This is a genomic window from Nocardioides renjunii (genome assembly GCF_034661175.1).
Lineage (GTDB): Bacteria > Actinomycetota > Actinomycetes > Propionibacteriales > Nocardioidaceae > Nocardioides > Nocardioides renjunii.
Genome location: NZ_CP141058.1, coordinates 584,658 through 599,945 on the forward strand (window position 1 = coordinate 584,658; position 15,288 = coordinate 599,945).

The 15,288-nt window shown below is 74.0% G+C and carries 15 protein-coding genes; 7 read left to right on the forward strand and 8 right to left on the reverse strand.

Annotation, left to right across the window (positions count from 1 at the left end; genetic code table 11):
- The first annotated feature begins 36 nt into the window (after window positions 1–36).
- A complete protein-coding gene (locus SHK17_RS02725; protein WP_172269474.1) occupies window positions 37–300 on the forward strand; it encodes a DUF4229 domain-containing protein in 264 nt (87 codons plus the stop codon).
- Between the two features lie 14 nt (window positions 301–314).
- A complete protein-coding gene (locus SHK17_RS02730) occupies window positions 315–1,409 on the forward strand; it encodes a DNA glycosylase AlkZ-like family protein (RefSeq protein WP_322921005.1) in 1,095 nt (364 codons plus the stop codon).
- On the opposite strand, the gene SHK17_RS02735 is transcribed toward SHK17_RS02730, so the two are convergent.
- From SHK17_RS02735 to SHK17_RS02760, 6 genes are all read right to left on the reverse strand, one after another.
- Window positions 1,396–2,652, reverse strand: coding sequence for a GNAT family N-acetyltransferase (locus SHK17_RS02735; RefSeq protein ID WP_322921006.1), 1,257 nt, complete (start codon window positions 2,650–2,652; stop codon window positions 1,396–1,398). The genes SHK17_RS02730 and SHK17_RS02735 overlap by 14 nt on opposite strands.
- Before the next feature lie 47 nt (window positions 2,653–2,699).
- Window positions 2,700–3,575, reverse strand: coding sequence for a 1,4-dihydroxy-2-naphthoate polyprenyltransferase (locus SHK17_RS02740; RefSeq protein ID WP_322921007.1), 876 nt, complete (start codon window positions 3,573–3,575; stop codon window positions 2,700–2,702).
- Window positions 3,559–4,914, reverse strand: a complete 1,356-nt coding sequence (locus SHK17_RS02745) for an MFS transporter (RefSeq protein ID WP_322921008.1) — start codon at window positions 4,912–4,914, stop codon at window positions 3,559–3,561. Before SHK17_RS02745 ends, SHK17_RS02740 begins: the two co-directional genes overlap by 17 nt.
- Before the next feature lie 87 nt (window positions 4,915–5,001).
- The gene (locus SHK17_RS02750; protein ID WP_172269484.1) at window positions 5,002–5,319 is read right to left on the reverse strand and encodes a hypothetical protein; all 318 of its coding nucleotides are present in this window, start codon (window positions 5,317–5,319) and stop codon (window positions 5,002–5,004) included.
- Window positions 5,320–5,372: 53 nt separating this feature from the next.
- Complete coding sequence (locus SHK17_RS02755) at window positions 5,373–5,660, reverse strand: DUF1330 domain-containing protein (RefSeq protein ID WP_172269486.1); 288 nt, start codon at window positions 5,658–5,660, stop codon at window positions 5,373–5,375.
- A gap of 28 nt (window positions 5,661–5,688) precedes the next feature.
- Window positions 5,689–6,984: an MFS transporter gene (locus SHK17_RS02760; RefSeq protein WP_322921009.1), complete on the reverse strand. Its 1,296-nt coding sequence runs from the start codon at window positions 6,982–6,984 to the stop codon at window positions 5,689–5,691.
- A gap of 36 nt (window positions 6,985–7,020) precedes the next feature.
- On the opposite strand from SHK17_RS02760, the gene SHK17_RS02765 reads away from it, so the two are divergent.
- Genes SHK17_RS02765 through menD form a run of 3 tightly spaced genes read left to right on the forward strand, consistent with a single transcriptional unit; the run spans window position 7,021 to window position 10,576 of the window.
- Window positions 7,021–8,040 carry an AMP-binding protein gene (locus SHK17_RS02765; RefSeq protein WP_322921010.1) on the forward strand — a complete coding sequence of 340 codons (1,020 nt, stop codon included), beginning with the start codon at window positions 7,021–7,023 and terminating at the stop codon, window positions 8,038–8,040.
- Complete coding sequence (locus SHK17_RS02770; RefSeq protein WP_172269490.1) at window positions 8,040–8,981, forward strand: o-succinylbenzoate synthase; 942 nt, start codon at window positions 8,040–8,042, stop codon at window positions 8,979–8,981. Before SHK17_RS02765 ends, SHK17_RS02770 begins: the two co-directional genes overlap by 1 nt.
- The gene (gene menD, locus SHK17_RS02775) at window positions 8,978–10,576 is read left to right on the forward strand and encodes a 2-succinyl-5-enolpyruvyl-6-hydroxy-3-cyclohexene-1-carboxylic-acid synthase (RefSeq protein ID WP_322921011.1); all 1,599 of its coding nucleotides are present in this window, start codon (window positions 8,978–8,980) and stop codon (window positions 10,574–10,576) included. The genes SHK17_RS02770 and menD overlap by 4 nt, the downstream gene beginning before the upstream one ends.
- A gap of 46 nt (window positions 10,577–10,622) precedes the next feature.
- Here menD and SHK17_RS02780 read toward each other — a convergent pair whose 3' ends face one another.
- A complete protein-coding gene (locus tag SHK17_RS02780) occupies window positions 10,623–11,822 on the reverse strand; it encodes a glycoside hydrolase family 16 protein (RefSeq protein WP_322425045.1) in 1,200 nt (399 codons plus the stop codon).
- Between the two features lie 122 nt (window positions 11,823–11,944).
- On the opposite strand from SHK17_RS02780, the gene SHK17_RS02785 reads away from it, so the two are divergent.
- Window positions 11,945–12,580: an MBL fold metallo-hydrolase gene (locus SHK17_RS02785; RefSeq protein WP_322425044.1), complete on the forward strand. Its 636-nt coding sequence runs from the start codon at window positions 11,945–11,947 to the stop codon at window positions 12,578–12,580.
- 37 nt (window positions 12,581–12,617) lie between these two features.
- Here the strand turns inward: SHK17_RS02785 and SHK17_RS02790 are convergent, their stop codons facing one another.
- A complete protein-coding gene (locus SHK17_RS02790; protein ID WP_322921012.1) occupies window positions 12,618–13,859 on the reverse strand; it encodes an isochorismate synthase in 1,242 nt (413 codons plus the stop codon).
- Between the two features lie 115 nt (window positions 13,860–13,974).
- On the opposite strand from SHK17_RS02790, the gene SHK17_RS02795 reads away from it, so the two are divergent.
- The gene (locus tag SHK17_RS02795) at window positions 13,975–15,156 is read left to right on the forward strand and encodes an AMP-binding protein (protein WP_322921013.1); all 1,182 of its coding nucleotides are present in this window, start codon (window positions 13,975–13,977) and stop codon (window positions 15,154–15,156) included.
- Window positions 15,157–15,288 lie beyond the last annotated feature (132 nt).

Sequence of the window (15,288 nt, forward strand, 5' to 3'; positions counted from 1 at the left end):
TCCTCCAATGTAGTCGGCACGTCCTAGGCTGGAGCCGTGAAGGAGTTCGTCGTCTACACAGCGATGCGGATCGCGCTGTTCCTCGCCTCGTTCGGCATCGTCGTCGGTGTCATGGCCCTGGTCCTCGACGGCCGCTTCAACCTGTTCTGGGCGGTGGTCCTGGCCTTCCTGATCTCCGGCGTCGCCTCGTTCTACCTCCTCGACCGCCAGCGCGAGGCCTTCGCCCGACGCGTCGAGACGCGGGCCGCGAAGGCCGCGGCCGCGTTCGAGGAGCGCAAGGCGCGCGAGGACCGGGACTGAGCCCAGGTCGAGTGGTGGCCCCGACGCTGACCCGCCGCCAGGCGCTGGCCTGGCGCCTCGGGCGCCAGCACCTCGTCGGCGGTGCGTCCGGACCGGCGGAGGTGGTGCGCACCCTCGCCGCGGTCTCCGTCTTCGGCTCCGACCCCGACCTCGCCGTACGCCGCCGGCTGGCGTCGCCCGGCGAGCCGGGGGAGGTGCAGCGCGCCCTCCGCGACGGCCGGCTGGTGCGCACCTTCTCGTTCCGCGGCTCGGTGCAGGTGATGGCCCCGGAGACCGCCGGCGCCTACCTCGCCCTGCGCGCCGCCGGCCGCCAGTGGGAGCTGCGCAGCTGGGTCGAGCACTACCGGGTCCGGCCCGAGGAGTGGCCCGACCTGCGCGAGGTGGTGCGCGGTGCGGTGGCCGACGGCCCGGTCGTCCCGCAGGCGGTCGCCGACGCGCTGACCGCCGGTCGTCGGTTCGCCCACCTGGCCCCGCAGTTCGCTGAGCCCAACCCCACCTTCCTCAAGCCCTTCGCGTGGCAGGGCGACATCGTCCTCGGCCCCGAGCTCGACGGGCCGCTCACCCTGCAGAGCCCTGCCGCGTCACCCGCCTGGGCGGGGATCCCGCCGCTCGACATGGCGGGGCCGCGCGCCGTCCTCGACTACCTCCGTGCCTACGGCCCGGCCACGCCCGCCCACCTCGACGACTGGCTCGGGGGCGGTCTCAGCGCCGGGCGGGCGCGGCTGCGTCGTTGGTGGGCCGAGGTGGAGCCCGGGCTGGTGGAGGTGGACGTCGAGGGCGAGCGCCGGTGGCTCGTCGCCGACGACGCGGAGGAGGTCGCCGGCACCCGGCCCGCCACGCGCGTCGTGCTGCTGCCCGGGAAGGACGACTGGGTGATGGGCCCCGGCACCAAGGACACCTGGGTCGTGCCGCCCGAGCAGCGCACCGCCATGACCCGCGGCGCCGCCTCGGTGGTCGTCGACGGCGTCGTCGCCGGGACCTGGCGCGTCCACGGCGCCAGCGTGGAGCTCACCTGTCGCCTGGTCGACGCGGACCTGGCCGCCGCGCGCGCCGAGGTCTCGCTGCTCGGCGGCCTTCTGGGCCGCGACCTCTCGCTCAGAACCCCGTGAGGCTGTGGGGCGGCTCGGCCAGGTCCGCCATCGCGGCGAACCGGCGTACGCCCTCGTCCGGGCCGTCGACGCGACCGGCACGCCGCAGCAGCCCGACCGGGACGGCGCTGAGGTAGAGGCTGGCCAGGGTGCTCGCGTCGACGTGGACGTCGGCGGCGCGGTCCGTGCGGGCCACCGCGGCGGTGCCGTCTGCGGCGGTGACCTCGAAGCGTCCGGCGGCGTGGCCCTGCGGGTCGTCCACCTCGAGCACGACGGTGCCGTCACCGGCCCACGGGCGGGCCTCGAGGGCCCGGGGGACGTCGAGGACGCGGAGCCAGAGGAACTCCTGGACCTCGGTCGTGCGCACCCGGTTGAGGTCCGTGAGCGCCCACGCGAGGGGGTCCTCGGGGTGGAACAGGTTGAAGGTGACCGTCCGGATGCGGTCCATTCGGCCGAGCAGCGACCACAGCGCGAGCTGCGCCTGGCTGGTCAGCGCGATCATCTCCTCGACGCGGAGGGAGTACTTCTCGCCGTGCTTGAACAGGACGAAGCCGTCCACGTGGCCGTCGGCATCGAGGTGGACCGCGGCCCTGAGCTTGCGGTTGGCGCCGCCGCCGTCGAACTCGTAGGCGCCGGTGTGGATGTCCTCGTACTGCGCGGGCCACTCGACCGAGCCCCGCTGCCGGGCGTGGAAGGCGTCGAAGACCCCCTTGACGTGCGCCCACGCGTCCTTCGGCTCGATGAGCTCGACGCGCCCCGGGTCGGTGGAGGAGCGCATCTCGAAGCCGGGTGTCGTGTCGACCTCGACGCCGCACCGGAACGTCGCCGCGCCGAAGCCCCAGCGCCCGTAGATGGTCGCCTCCGACGCGGTGAGGGCGGCCATCGGCACGCCCTGCGCGACGGCGTCGGCGAGGTCGTCCTCGATGAACCGGCGCAGCAGCCCCCGGCGGCGGTGGGCGGCGCTCGTGGTGACGTCGGTGATCATCCGCAGCGGCAGGAGCCCACGCCCGGCGTTGAGAGTCTTGTCGAGGCTGGCGTAGGTCGCCACGGGGATCGGGCCGGCACCGAACTCCCCCTCGGGCAGCCAGGCGCCGCGGACCACCGCCCGGTCGGCGCGGTAGTGGCCCACCCACCGCTGGACCATCTCGTCCTCGGGCCGGTCGTCGCGGAACCCGCGCAGCACGCCCTCGATCCACCCCCTCCGGCGGGCGGCGGCGGCCTCGGAGTCGTCGAACAGGTCGAGGGTCGCGACGTCGTAGTCCACGCGGTCACGCTAGTGAACGGCTCGGCGGCCCGGCCACGGGTTATCCCTCAGGCGAGGACCAGCAGCGGCACCGCGACGAGGACCGACCAGACCAGCTCGGAGGCGCCGGTGGCGGCGAGCACGGGGACGAGGGCCGGGCCGGACGCGCCGGTCAGGACGGCCCGGGTGGGGGCCGCGGCCCGGGCGAGGAAGCCGAGTCCCACCAGCGCCCACCAGGTGGTCGCTGCGGCGACGGCCACGACCGCGGCGGCCGCGGCCAGGACGAGGAAGGCGTAGAGGAAGCGGGTGCGCTCGTCGCCCAGCCGCACCGCGAGCGTGCGCTTGCCGGCGACGGTGTCGGTGGGGATGTCGCGGAGGTTGTTGGCGACCAGGATGGCGCAGGCCAGCGCGCCGATGCCGACTCCGGCGTAGAGGGCCGGCCACTCCCACGTCCGGGTCTGGACGTAGGTCGTGCCGACGACCGCCACGAGGCCGAAGAACACGAAGACCATGACCTCGCCCAGGCCGAGGTAGCCGTAGGGCTTCCCTCCGCCGGTGTAGAACCACGCCGCGACCACGCAGACGGCGCCGACCGCGACGAGCCACCAGGCCGTCGTCGCCGCGAGCACGAGGCCGGCGGCGGCGGCGACCCCGAACGCGGCGAACGCCGCGGCCTTCACCGCGGCCGGCGTCGCCGCACCGGACCCGACCAGCCGCATCGGGCCGACCCGGTCGGCGTCGGTGCCGCGGATGCCGTCGGAGTAGTCGTTGGCGTAGTTGACCCCGACCTGCAGCGCGAGGCTCACGACGAGGGCGAGCAGCGCCTTCCACCACACCGCCTCATCGACGTGCGCCGCGACACCGGTGCCGGCCAGCACGGGGGCGACGGCCGCGGGAAGGGTGCGCGGCCGGGCGCCGGCGAGCCAGTCAGCGGGGGAGGTCACCGCCGGATTGTGTCAGTGCCGGGTCGGGGTCGAGGAGCGAGGGCGGTCCGGCGGCCGCGACCTCCTCGACGTCGGGAGCGTCGGCGCGGGCGTCCGCGAGGACGTCGGCCGGCACGTTGTGCTCGAGCCAGCGCCGGCCCGCGTGGGCGGCGAAGTGGAGGCCGGTCGCGGCCGCGGTGACGATGGCGGCGATGGTCAGCCAGCCGAAGGCGCCCCACTCCATCGCGAGGAAGCCGTAGACCGCCGGCGCCCAGAAGCGGCCGAGGGTGCCGCCGAGCTCGGAGACGCCCTGGTAGTCGCCGCGCCGCCGCGGGTCCATGAGCTCGACCTCGAGGGTCCAGCCCGACGCGGACAGGAACAGCTCGGACCAGGTGAGGACGACGTGGCCGAGGAAGAAGAGCGCGATCGTCAGCCAGCCGACGGTCTCGTGGGTGACGAGGGTGATCACGCAGGTGAGGACGAAGAAGACCGTGGAGAGGCGCACGGCCCGCAGGGCGGTGGTGACGTCGCGGATGCCGCGGGACGCCAGCTGCGGGAGCACGATGCACATGAGCGTGTTGGTGCCGAAGAGCAGCGCGACGAGGACCTCGGGGGCGTCGGTCTCGGTGACCAGCCAGACCGGGATCACGGTGTGCAGCAGCACCTGGTTGGTCCACATCACGCCGGTCAGGGCGGTGACCGCGAGCCAGCTGCGGTTGCGGATCGCGGGGATGCCCTCGGGCTTGGCGCGCGGCTCCGGCCCGCGGACGTCGTGGCTGGCGTCGGGCAGCCGGAGCACCGCGACGCTGTTGGCCACGAACAGCACCGCGCTCAGCATCGGTGCCCACCGCAGCGCGTCGGTGCCGAAGGCGATCGCCACCACGCCGATCAGCCCGCCGAGGCTGAACCCGAGGTTGAGCGCGGAGTACATGTAGGCCCGCGACTCCACCCGCTCGGCCGGCGGCAGGACGTCGATGACGTAGGCGCCGTGGGCGGTGCCGGCCAGCGTGCCCACGACCTCCATGGCCACCGCGAGGGCGACGTACTCGGGGAAGCTGTCGATCCACGGCCACGCCGCGAACAGGGCGCCCTGCACCAGGGCGCTCAGCGACCACATCCGCTTCGGGCCGAAGCGGTCGACCAGCCTGCCCATGGGCACCGCCACCACGAAGCTCGCGATCGCAGCGATCGTGAGACCGAGGCCCACCTGGCCCAGCGACAGGCCGACGACGAGGATGAAGAACACCGCCGACCCGGCCAGGAAGGCCCCGTCCGCGGAGGCGAAGATGAGCGACTGGGCGGACAGCCGCCCGGCGAGGGTGGACGGGGGAGTGGCGTAGCGCTTGAGGGCAGTGAGCATCGCCGACATCCTCTCCCGCGGCACCGACGTCCGTCCTCCGATTTCCGGGTGGGGTGCGCCACCCCGGACCGACGACGGCCCGCGTCGTCAGGTGCCGGCGGGGGAGAGCATCCCCTGGTCCACCCACATCTCGACGACGGCCCAGCCGTCGGGCTCGGGTGCGGCGACCACGATCCGGCCGCTGTAGCGGCCCTCGACCTGCCGCCAGCCGAGCAGCAACGCGGCCTGGCGACCGTGGGGCCCGTCGTACCAGCAGTGCCGCACCGGCGGGGCCGGCGGCTCGCGGGGCGCCGGGTGCTCGACCGGTCGCTCGGGCGCGACCCCGTGGCCGGCCTCGCGGGCCCGGGTGTTGGCGACGCGCTCGGCGAGCGTCTCCCGTCGTCCCGACGTCATCCCACCGGCCATGTCGCGAAGGGTAGGCGGCGCCACCGACCCTCGCCGGAGCCCGCTGGGCGCCGTCAGGCGCCGGGCACCACGCGCAGGTCGCGGTCGGCGCCGTCGCCGAGGGCCCGCAGCGCCTCCTGGTAGCCCGCGCTGTCGTGCGCGGCCACCGCCGCCTCCACCGACGGGAACTCGATGACCACCGTGCGGGTCGACTCGCCCTTCTCGAAGGTCGCCTCCGGCAACCCCCTGGCGAGGAACCGCCCGCCCGCCTCGCGCAGGGCCGGGCCGGCGAGGTCGGCGTACGCCGCCACCTTGGCGGGGTCGTGCACGGCCTTGTAGACGCAGATCCAGTAGGCACTCATGCGCCGACAGTACGACGTGCGTCCCGCCTCAGGCGGCGCTGCCGTGCCGGGCGAGATAGCGCTCGGCGGCACGCGCCGAGGGTGCCATCGTGAGGGTGGAGACGACGACGATCGCCGCGATGACGACCCAGCCCAGCGAGCCCTGCTCCAACGCCAGCCAGGTGAACAGCGCCGGCGCCCACACCGAGCCGGCCGTGTGACCGATGTGGGCCGCGCCCTGGTACTCCGCGCGCTGGTCGGGATCGGTCAGCTCGGACTGGAAGCCCCAGGAGCCGGCCGACTGGAACAGCTCGGCGCCGGTGACCGTCACGTGGCCCAGCCAGACCAGGAAGATCGTCAACCAGCCGAGGGTGTCGTGGGTGACGAGCACGATGGCGCAGGACAGCACGAAGAACCCCGCCGAGATGTAGGACGCCCGCAGCGAGCGGGCGACCGAGTCGACCCCGCGGGCGGCCGCGACCTGCAGCAGCACGGCCATCACGGTGTTGGTGCCGAACAGCCACGCGAGCAGCACGCGCGGTGCGTCGGTCTCCTCCACCAGCCACAGCGGGATCACGATGTTGAGCAGCACCTGGTTGGTGCCGAGCACGCCGTCGCCGGTCATCAGCGCGAGGAAGGCGCGGTTCTTCAGCGCCGCGGGCTTGATCGTGGCGTCGTCGGCGTGGGTCGTCACGGCCCGGGCGGGCGGATCGGGCAGCCGGGTGATCCACCAGGCGTTGGCCAGCAGGATCGCGCCGGTGAGGATCGGCACCGCCCGCACGACGGCGTCGCTGTCGGTGGCCAGCGCGAGCCCGCCGATGAGCGCACCGAGGGTGAAGCCGATGTTGAGCGCGGCCCGCATGAACGCCTGCGACTCGACGCGCTCCTCGCGGGTGAAGATGTCGAGCGTGTAGGCCCCGCGCCCGCTCCAGCCGGCCTGGCTGACCACCTCGAGCACCACCATCATCAGCAGGTAGGCCGCGAAGCCGTGGATGAACGGCCAGACCAGGTAGAGCGCGGACGTGAGGAACGCGCTGACGGCCCAGGTGCGCCGGGTGCCGACACGGTCGGCCAGCTTGCCCGACGGGACGGCGAAGAAGAACGACGTGATGCCGGCGACGGTGAGGCCGATGCCCACCTGGGCGGGCGAGAGCCCGACGATCTGGGTGAAGAAGACGGCGGAGCCGGTGATGAAGGTGCCCTCGCCGACGGCGAAGAGGATCGACTGCACCGACAGCGACCGGGCGAGCGGGCTGGGCGGCAGCTGTCGTCGCCACCACGACTCCCGCGGTGGGGCACTGCGGGAGCGGTCCTCGGTCCCGTCCTCGGTCCCCGTGCCGTCCATCCGCCCGATGGTCGCAGACCGGTTAGCGTTCGTCGTGTGAGTTTCCTCCGACCCTCGGACGAGCCCGCGATCGCGGTCCGGCAGCTGTCGCGGTGGCTCGAGCAGGACGTCCCCGACCCGCTGCTGATCGAGACCTCCGGCTCCACCGGCAGGCCCAAGGGCGTGGTGGTCCCGCGGCGGGCCGTGCTCGCCAGCGTGGGCGCCTCGGCCCGCCGGCTCGGCGCGTCGGGGCGCTGGCTGCTCGCGCTCCCGTCGTCGTACGTCGCCGGGGTGCAGGTCGTCGTCCGCTCGCTCGTCGCCGGGCACGCGCCGACGGTCGTCGAGGGGCTCGACATCGCGACCGCCCTGGCCGCCGGCGACTCCGACGTCCCGGCGTTCGTCTCGCTGGTCCCCACCCAGCTGCACCGGATCCTGGCCGACCCCGAGCAGCTGGCGGCGCTCGCCCGCTGCCACACGGTGCTCGTCGGCGGCGGTGGCCTCGACCCGGCCCTGCGTCGGCGCGCGGAGGACCGGGGGGTCCGGGTGGTGACCACCTACGGGTCCTCGGAGACGGCCGGTGGCTGTGTCTACGACGGTCTCCCGCTCGACGGCGTCGGGGTCACGATCGGTGCGGACGGTCGCATCCGGATCGCGGGCCCGACGCTGTTCAGCCACTACCACGACGACCCGGACCTGACGGCCGAGAGCGTCGTCGACGGCTGGTTCCTGACCTCCGACGCGGGCCGCTTCGACGAGGACGGCCGGCTCCGCGTCGTCGGCCGCATCGACGACGTCGTCGTCAGCGGCGGGGTCAAGGTCCCGCTCTCCACGGTCGCCGAGCGCCTGCGCGAGCACCTGCTCGTGCAGCAGGCGGAGGTGTTCGGCGTGCCGGACCCGGAGTGGGGCCACAGGGTCGTCGCGGTCCTGGTCGGCACGGCCCGCGACGCGGAGCTGCGCGACTGGGTCAGCGTGCACCACCCCCGGTCCTGGGCGCCGCGTGAGTTCCACCGGGTCGAGCGCCTGCCCCTGCTGCCCAACGGCAAGGTCGACCGCCAGGCCCTGCAGGCCGGCCTCTGATGCACGTCTTCTCGATCCCCCTGCGCACCCGCTTCCGCGGCATCACCGTCCGCGAGGGCGTCCTGCTGCGCGGGGACGCCGGATGGGGGGAGTGGTCGCCGTTCCTGGAGTACGACGACGCCACCTCGCGCCCGTGGCTCGCCTGCGCGCGCGAGTCCGCCGACCAGGGCTGGCCCGAGCCGCTGCGCGACCACGTGCCGGTCAACGTCACGGTCCCGGCCACCGACCCCGCGCACGCCCATGCCATCGTCACGGCCGGCGGCTGCCGCACCGCAAAGGTCAAGGTCGCCGAGCGCGGGCAGAGCCTCGCCGACGACCTCGCCCGGGTCGAGGCGGTGCGCGACGCGCTCGGCCCGGACGGCCTCGTCCGGGTCGACGCCAACGGGGGCTGGGACGTCGACGAGGCCGTCCGCGCGGTCGCGGCGCTCGACCGGGCGGCCGGCGGCCTGGAGTACGTCGAGCAGCCCGTCGCGGAGGTGGAGGACCTTGCCGTCGTACGCCGGCGGGTGCGGGTGCCGGTCGCCGCCGACGAGTCGATCCGGCGTGCCGAGGACCCCTACCGCGTCCGCGACCTCGAGGCCGCCGACATCGCCGTGCTCAAGGTCCAGCCCCTCGGCGGGGTGCGCGCGTGCCTACGGATCGCGGAGGACATCGGGATGCCGGTCGTCGTCTCCAGCGCCGTGGAGTCGAGCGTGGGGATCGCCGCCGGGGTCGCGCTGGCGGCGGCCCTCCCGGAGCTGCACCACGCCTGCGGGCTCGCCACCGTGCAGCTGCTGACGGACGACGTGGCGCTCGCCCCGATGCTCCCGGTCGACGGCGTGCTGCGGGTGGGTCGGCCGGAGGTGGACGAGGCGGCGCTCGCCCGGCTCGCCGCTCCCGACGACCGGGCGGCCCACTGGCGCGACCGGCTCGCGTCGGTAGGGCAGGATCGCTCCTCGTGAACGACTCGACGGAGCTCGCCCGGGCCGTGGTCACGGCGCTCCGCGGCGCCGGGGCGCGGGAGGCGGTGCTCGCGCCGGGGTCCCGCAACGCACCACTGTCGTTCGCGCTCTTCGACGCCGCGCAGGCGGGTGCCCTGCGCCTGCACACGCGGATCGACGAGCGCACGGCCGGGTTCCTCGCGCTGGGGCTGGCGAAGGTCACCCGCGAACCGGCGGCGGTCGTGTGCACCTCCGGCACCGCCGTCGCCAACCTGCTGCCGGCCGTCATGGAGGCCGCCCACGCCGGGATCCCGCTGGTCGCGGTCACGGCTGATCGTCCGGCCCGGCTCCGGGGAACGGGCGCCAACCAGACCACCGAGCAGGCCGGCGTCTTCGGCGCCTTCGCGCCCACCCTCGACGTGGCCGCCGCCGACCTCGACGAGCAGCTGGCCTTCCTCCGCCGGCACCGGCACCGGCGGCCGCTGCACCTCAACGTGCAGCTCGACGACCCGCTCCTCCCCGACGACGGCTGGGACGTCGGCAGCGTGCCCGAGTGGGTCGACCCCGACCTCGGCCCGGTGCAGACCCAGCACCTGCTGGCCCCCGGCCCGCGCACGGTCGTGGTGGCCGGCGACGACGCCGGTCCGGTCGCCCGGGTGATCGCCGAGCGCGCCGGGTGGCCGCTCCTCGCCGAGCCGTCGAGCGGGTGCCGCACCGGCGACAACGCGATCCGCGCCTACCGGCTCCTCCTCGACGGCGCGCTCGGCGCGCGGGTCGAGCGCGTGGCCGTGCTCGGCCACCCGACGCTGTCCCGCCCGGTCGCGCGCCTGCTCGCACGCCCGGACGTCGAGGTCGTGTCCGCGCACCACCGCGGCATGTGGACCCGACGCCCGTTCCCGGTGGACCACGAGGCGGTCCACCTCCTGGCCACGGACGAGACCGACCGGTCGTGGCTCGACGAGTGGCGCAGCGCGGACCGCTCCGTCTCGCAGCAGCTCGACCGGCTGCTCGCCGCGGAGCCCGACCTCACCCCCCACGAGGTGGCCGGCGCCGTGAGCCGGGCGCTGCCACCGGGCGGGCTGCTGTTCGTCGGCGCCTCCAACCCCGTCCGCGACCTCGACCTGATGGTCGCCCGCTACGAGGTCGGGGGGCGCCGCAAGGTCATCGCCAACCGCGGCCTCGCCGGCATCGACGGCACCGCGAGCTCGGCGATCGGCGCGGCGCTGGGCCGGCCGCAGTCCACGCGGGCGCTGGCGCTGATGGGCGACGTGACGTTCCTGCACGACACGACCGGGCTGTTCCTCGGCCCGCGCGAGCCGCGGCCCGACCTGACCATCGTGGTGGTCAACGACGACGGCGGCTCGATCTTCGCGACGCTCGAGCAGGGCGCGCCCGAGTACGCCGACCGCTTCGACACGCTGTTCGGCACCCCGCACGGCGCCGACCTGGGCAGCCTGTGCGCCGCCGCCCGGGTGCCGCACCTCGCCGTGCGGAGCCTGCCGGAGCTCGAGCAGGCGCTCGCGACGCCCAACGGTGGCATCGAGGTGGTCGAGGCGCGCGTGCGCCGCGACAACCGCGCGGACCTGGAGAAAAGGATCCGCGCGCTGTCCCCCTGAGGGGACAACGCGCGGATCGTGGTGCTGGTGCCTGCTGGTCAGTCGATCAGGGCTGCGGGGTCTCCCACACGCGGACCCAGTCGACGTACATGTGCTGCGGCAGCTTCTTGTCGTTCATCTCGAGGGCCTCGTAGTCGGAGGCGAGCAGGCTCAGGATGAGGTACTGCTGCGCCTTGGAGACGCGGGCCGACGTGCGCCAGGTCTCCTTGCCGTCGATGCGGAAGATGATCGCCTTCGGGGTCCACTGGACCGAGAACACGTGGTAGTTCTTCGACCAGCCGTCGCCCTTGTTCTTCAGGAACGACTTCGAGTCCTTGATCCACGAGCCCGTCTTGATCAGGCGCTTGCCCTTGTACCAGTGGATGAAGCTGGTGAGGCCGCCCTGCGGGTGCTTGTCGCCGAAGTACTCGATGACGTCGATCTCGTGGCCGTCGCTGCCCGGCTGGTTCTCGCCGTTGGGCTGCAGCCAGAAGCTGGCGTGCTGGCCCTGGAGCTTGTGCATCTTGATGCGCGCGGCGGCGACGCCGTAGCGGAAGCTGAAGGCGTTGGCGGTGCCGACGTGGCCGTTGAGGCGGTAGCTGATCTTCTTGGTCACCTTGCGGGACTTCGCCGTGCACTTGCCCTTGGCCGAGCGGTCCTTGATGACGCTGAGGCGCAGCGCGCCGCCGCCGACCTTGACGGCCTTCGGCGAGCCCTTGGAGCAGGCGCGCTTGCTCTGCTTCTCGTAGTCCTGGCCGCGCATGCTCCACACGGAGGACAGCGAGCCGCCGGAGAACTCGTCGGTGAAGGTCGGGGTGACCCACTGCGAGGTGTCCTGGCTGGTGCTGGTGACGGCCTTGAGGCCGCCGGCCTTCTGAGCGGTGGCGCGGTAGGTCAGGGGCAGGCCGCCCTTGGAGACCAGTGCGGCGAAGTGGGCGCGGCCCGACTTCTCCTGCTTGGCGGTGGCGACCTTCGTCCACGACGAGCCGTTGAGCTGCTCGAGGACGACCTTGCGACCCACCTTGACCGGCTTGATCGTCGCGGTCACGGCAGCCTTCGCGGAGCTCGCGCTGGCGGCGCCCCGGCCCTGCTGGACGATCTGCGGCAGCACCTCCAGCGAGATCTTCTGGCCGGCCTTCTCGGCGGTCGACGTCGAGGCGGCGCGAGCCGCCGAGTCGGTGGCCGATCCGGTCTCGGTCGTCAGGAGCAGGGACGCGGGCAGGAGCAGCGCGGCGACGCTGCCTGCGAGCACGCGGCGTGCAGACATGTGAACTCTCTTCGTCTCGGGTGCGATTGGCTTTCCCCCAGGGCACTCCACCCAGTCGGAGGCGCGACCACCATAACCGCGCACCCCGTGCGGGAGACGATTCGCCGCCTAGGCTGCGTGTCATGAGGATCACCAAGTTCGGTCATGCGTGCGTGCGCATCGAGGGTGACGGCGGCGTCGTCGTCATCGACCCGGGCGTCTTCACCGACGCGGCCGCGCTCGCGGGCGCCGACGCCGTCCTGATCACGCACGAGCACGCCGACCACGTGCACCCCGACCACCTCCGCGGCACGGACGTGCCCGTCTGGACGATCGCGGCGGTGGAGCGGCTGCTGCGTGACCAGGCGCCCGAGGTCGCCGAGCGCGTCACCGTCGTCCGCCCGGGCGACCGGCTCGAGGTGGCGGGCACGGCCGTCGAGGTGGTGGGGCACAAGCACGCGGTCATCCACCCCGACTACGACCGGTTCGACAACTCCGGCTACGTCCTCGAGTCGGGCGGGACCAGCGTCTACCACCCGGGCGACGCCCTCACCCCGCCCGGCCGTGCCGTCGACGTGCTGCTCGCCCCGGTCAGCGCGCCGTGGCTCAAGGTGGCGGAGGCCGTCGACTTCGTCCGCGAGGTCGCGGCGCCGAGGTCGCTGGGCATCCACGACTGCGTCTACAGCGACATCGGCCTCGACATGGTCGCCACGCACATGGGCAACCTGCTGCCGGCCGGCCAGTCGTTCGAGCGCCGGGAGCCCGGCCAGGACCTCTGAGGTCGGTCCGGGGTCGGTCCGCGGGTCGGTCCGCGGGTCAGTCCGCGCCGAGGGAGTCGCGCACCGGCACGAACTTGGCCTGCGACTCGGCCAGCTCCGCCTCGGGGTCGGAGCTCGCCACGATGCCGCAGCCGGCGAAGAGCCGCACGCCGCCGTCGATGACCATCGCCGAGCGGAGCGCGATGCCCCACTCGCCGTCGCCGGAGGCGTCCATCCAGCCGACCGGCCCGGCGTAGCGGTCGCGCGGCATCCCCTCGATCTCCGCGATCAGGTCCGTGGCCGCCGCGGTGGGGGTGCCGCCGACGGCCGCCGACGGGTGCAGCGACTCGGCCAGCTGCAGCGACGTGGCGGCGTCGTGCACGACGCCGTTCACGTCGGTGGCCAGATGCATCACGTTGGGCAGGTGCAGGACGAACGGCGCCTCGGGCACGTTCATCGACGAGCAGTGCGGCTCGAGCGCGTCGGCGACCGAGCGCACGGCGTACTCGTGCTCCTCCAGGTCCTTCGACGACCGCGCCAGGGTGGCCGCGAGCGCCATGTCGCGCCCGTCGTCACCCGTACGCCGGATCGTGCCGGCCAGCACCCGTGAGGTCACCAGGCCGCGCTCGCGCCGCACCAGCATCTCCGGGGTGGCCCCGAACAGGCCGTCGACGTGGAACGTCCAGCACATCTCGTACTGCTCGGCGAGGCGGCGCAGCGGCCAGCGCACGTCCAGCGGCTCGTCGGTGGTGGCGATGAGGTCGCGGGCCAGGACCACCTTCTCCAGGTCGCCCGCGGAGATCCGGCCGACGGCCTCGGCGACGACGCTCATCCACTCGTCGCCGTTGCGGGCGCCGTCGGAGAAGACGAGGCCGACGGGCGGGTCGGGCACGGGCGCCGGGGCCAGGTCCGGTGCGTCGACCGAGACGGTGGTCAGCCACGTGCGACCGGCACGCCGGCCGACCACGACCTGCGGGACGACCAGCGCCGAGTCGCCGGGCTCGTCGGCGAAGGCGAAGGTGCCGAAGCTGACCAGTCCCGTGCCGGGCTCCCCGACGAGGTCCTCGACCTCGGCGCGTGCCACGGTCTCGGACCACCACTTCACGGCGTCGCTGAACCGGGTCGGGCCGGACGTCTCGAGGCGCGCGGCGACGCCCCAGCCCACCAGGCCCTCGCCGCGGCGCAGCCAGCTGACCGGCTCCTGCGCCGGCAGCAGGTCGAGGAGGGGGAGGTCCGCCAGGTCCACCGCGACGGTGCGCACGACGAGGGGCGCGGTGGGAGCGGACGAGGGGGTCGTCACGAGGGGGGAGCCTACGCCGGGGCACCGAGCCGGCCGTGCGGAGATCGACGAATCCGTGAACAGGAGAGGGGCTCCTGGCCTACGTTGCGGCGGTACACGAGCCAGGGAGGCGCAGGTGCCCGTTCAGGAATCGCCGCTGACGCGGCTGACACGCCACGCTCGCAACCGCGCCCTCGAGGTGGCGGTCGCCGAGCGCGACGGCCGGGCGTGGAGCACGCTGACCTGGAACGAGCTCTACCGCCACGTCATCGACGGCGCCGCGGGCATGATCGAGGCCGGCGTCAACCCGGGCCAGGTCGTCGTCATCAGGGTGCCGACCGGCATCCGGCAGGTCGAGCTCGAGCTGGCCACCCGCGTCGCTGGCGCCGTGCCGCTGCTCCTGCCCGAGCACCTCGACGCCGCCGAGGTGGGCCGCCTCCTCGACGAGATCGAGGTCCGCCTCGTCATCGTCGACGACGAGAGCCGGCTCTTCCTCCTGCGCCGGGCCGCCCTGCTCGAGGCCCAGCTGTTCGAGTGCGACGACCGGTCCTGGGAGCGGTTGCGGGCCATGGGCCTCGAGCGACGCAAGCGCCAGCCCGAGCTCCTGTCCTGGGTCGACTCCGTCCGCGTGGGCGCCCCGTCGAGCGCGGTGCTCGGCCTGCCGCGCGAGAAGAGCGAGGCCTGGCTGTTCCGACCCGAGTCCTCCGGCACGCTCGCCGACCTCACCGCCGACGACGTCGTCGTGCTCACCGGGGAGGCGACCGACCGGTTCACCACGGTCGTCCGCGACGCGCACCTGACCGCGGGGTGCACGCTGGCGTGGGTCGAGCACCCCGAGGACCTCGAGGGCGCCCTCGCCCACTTCTCGCCGACGCACGTCCTGCTCGACCACGCCGCCGCCCGGGTGCTCGAGGACCTCGTCGAGGCCGGGACCGTCGCGGGCGCGCCGTGGCACCCGACCCCGCGGGAGGTGCTCGAGGCGACCTCGGCCCGGGTCGCCGAGGCCAGGCTCGGCTCGCGTGCCCGCAGGCTCGCCGACGACGTGTCGGCACTGGCCCCGTGGTGGGGCGGACGGGTGCGGGTGCTCGCCCTCGACGCCCGCGTCAACCGGACGATCAGCTCCCTCGCCACGACGCTGGGCTTCCGGCTCGGCCGGATCGCGCACCACCCGGCCGTCCGGCTGCACCTCGCCGACGAGCACGCCGTGGTCCCCGTCCCGGCCCCGGCCCCGGTCACCGTGGTCGACGCGACCTCCCTCCCGCGGCGCGGTCGCGCCGGTCAGGAGCTCGACTCCGCGTTCTCCCTCGCCCCCTCCTAGAGGGTATGACGGCGCGTGACGGCGGTCTCACGGACCGGGCGTTCGTTCCACGGCTCGTCGACGACCTGACCACGAACGGGTAAAACGCCCATCCGGAGGCACGGACTGCGCGGAATGCTGGTTGCACATTCA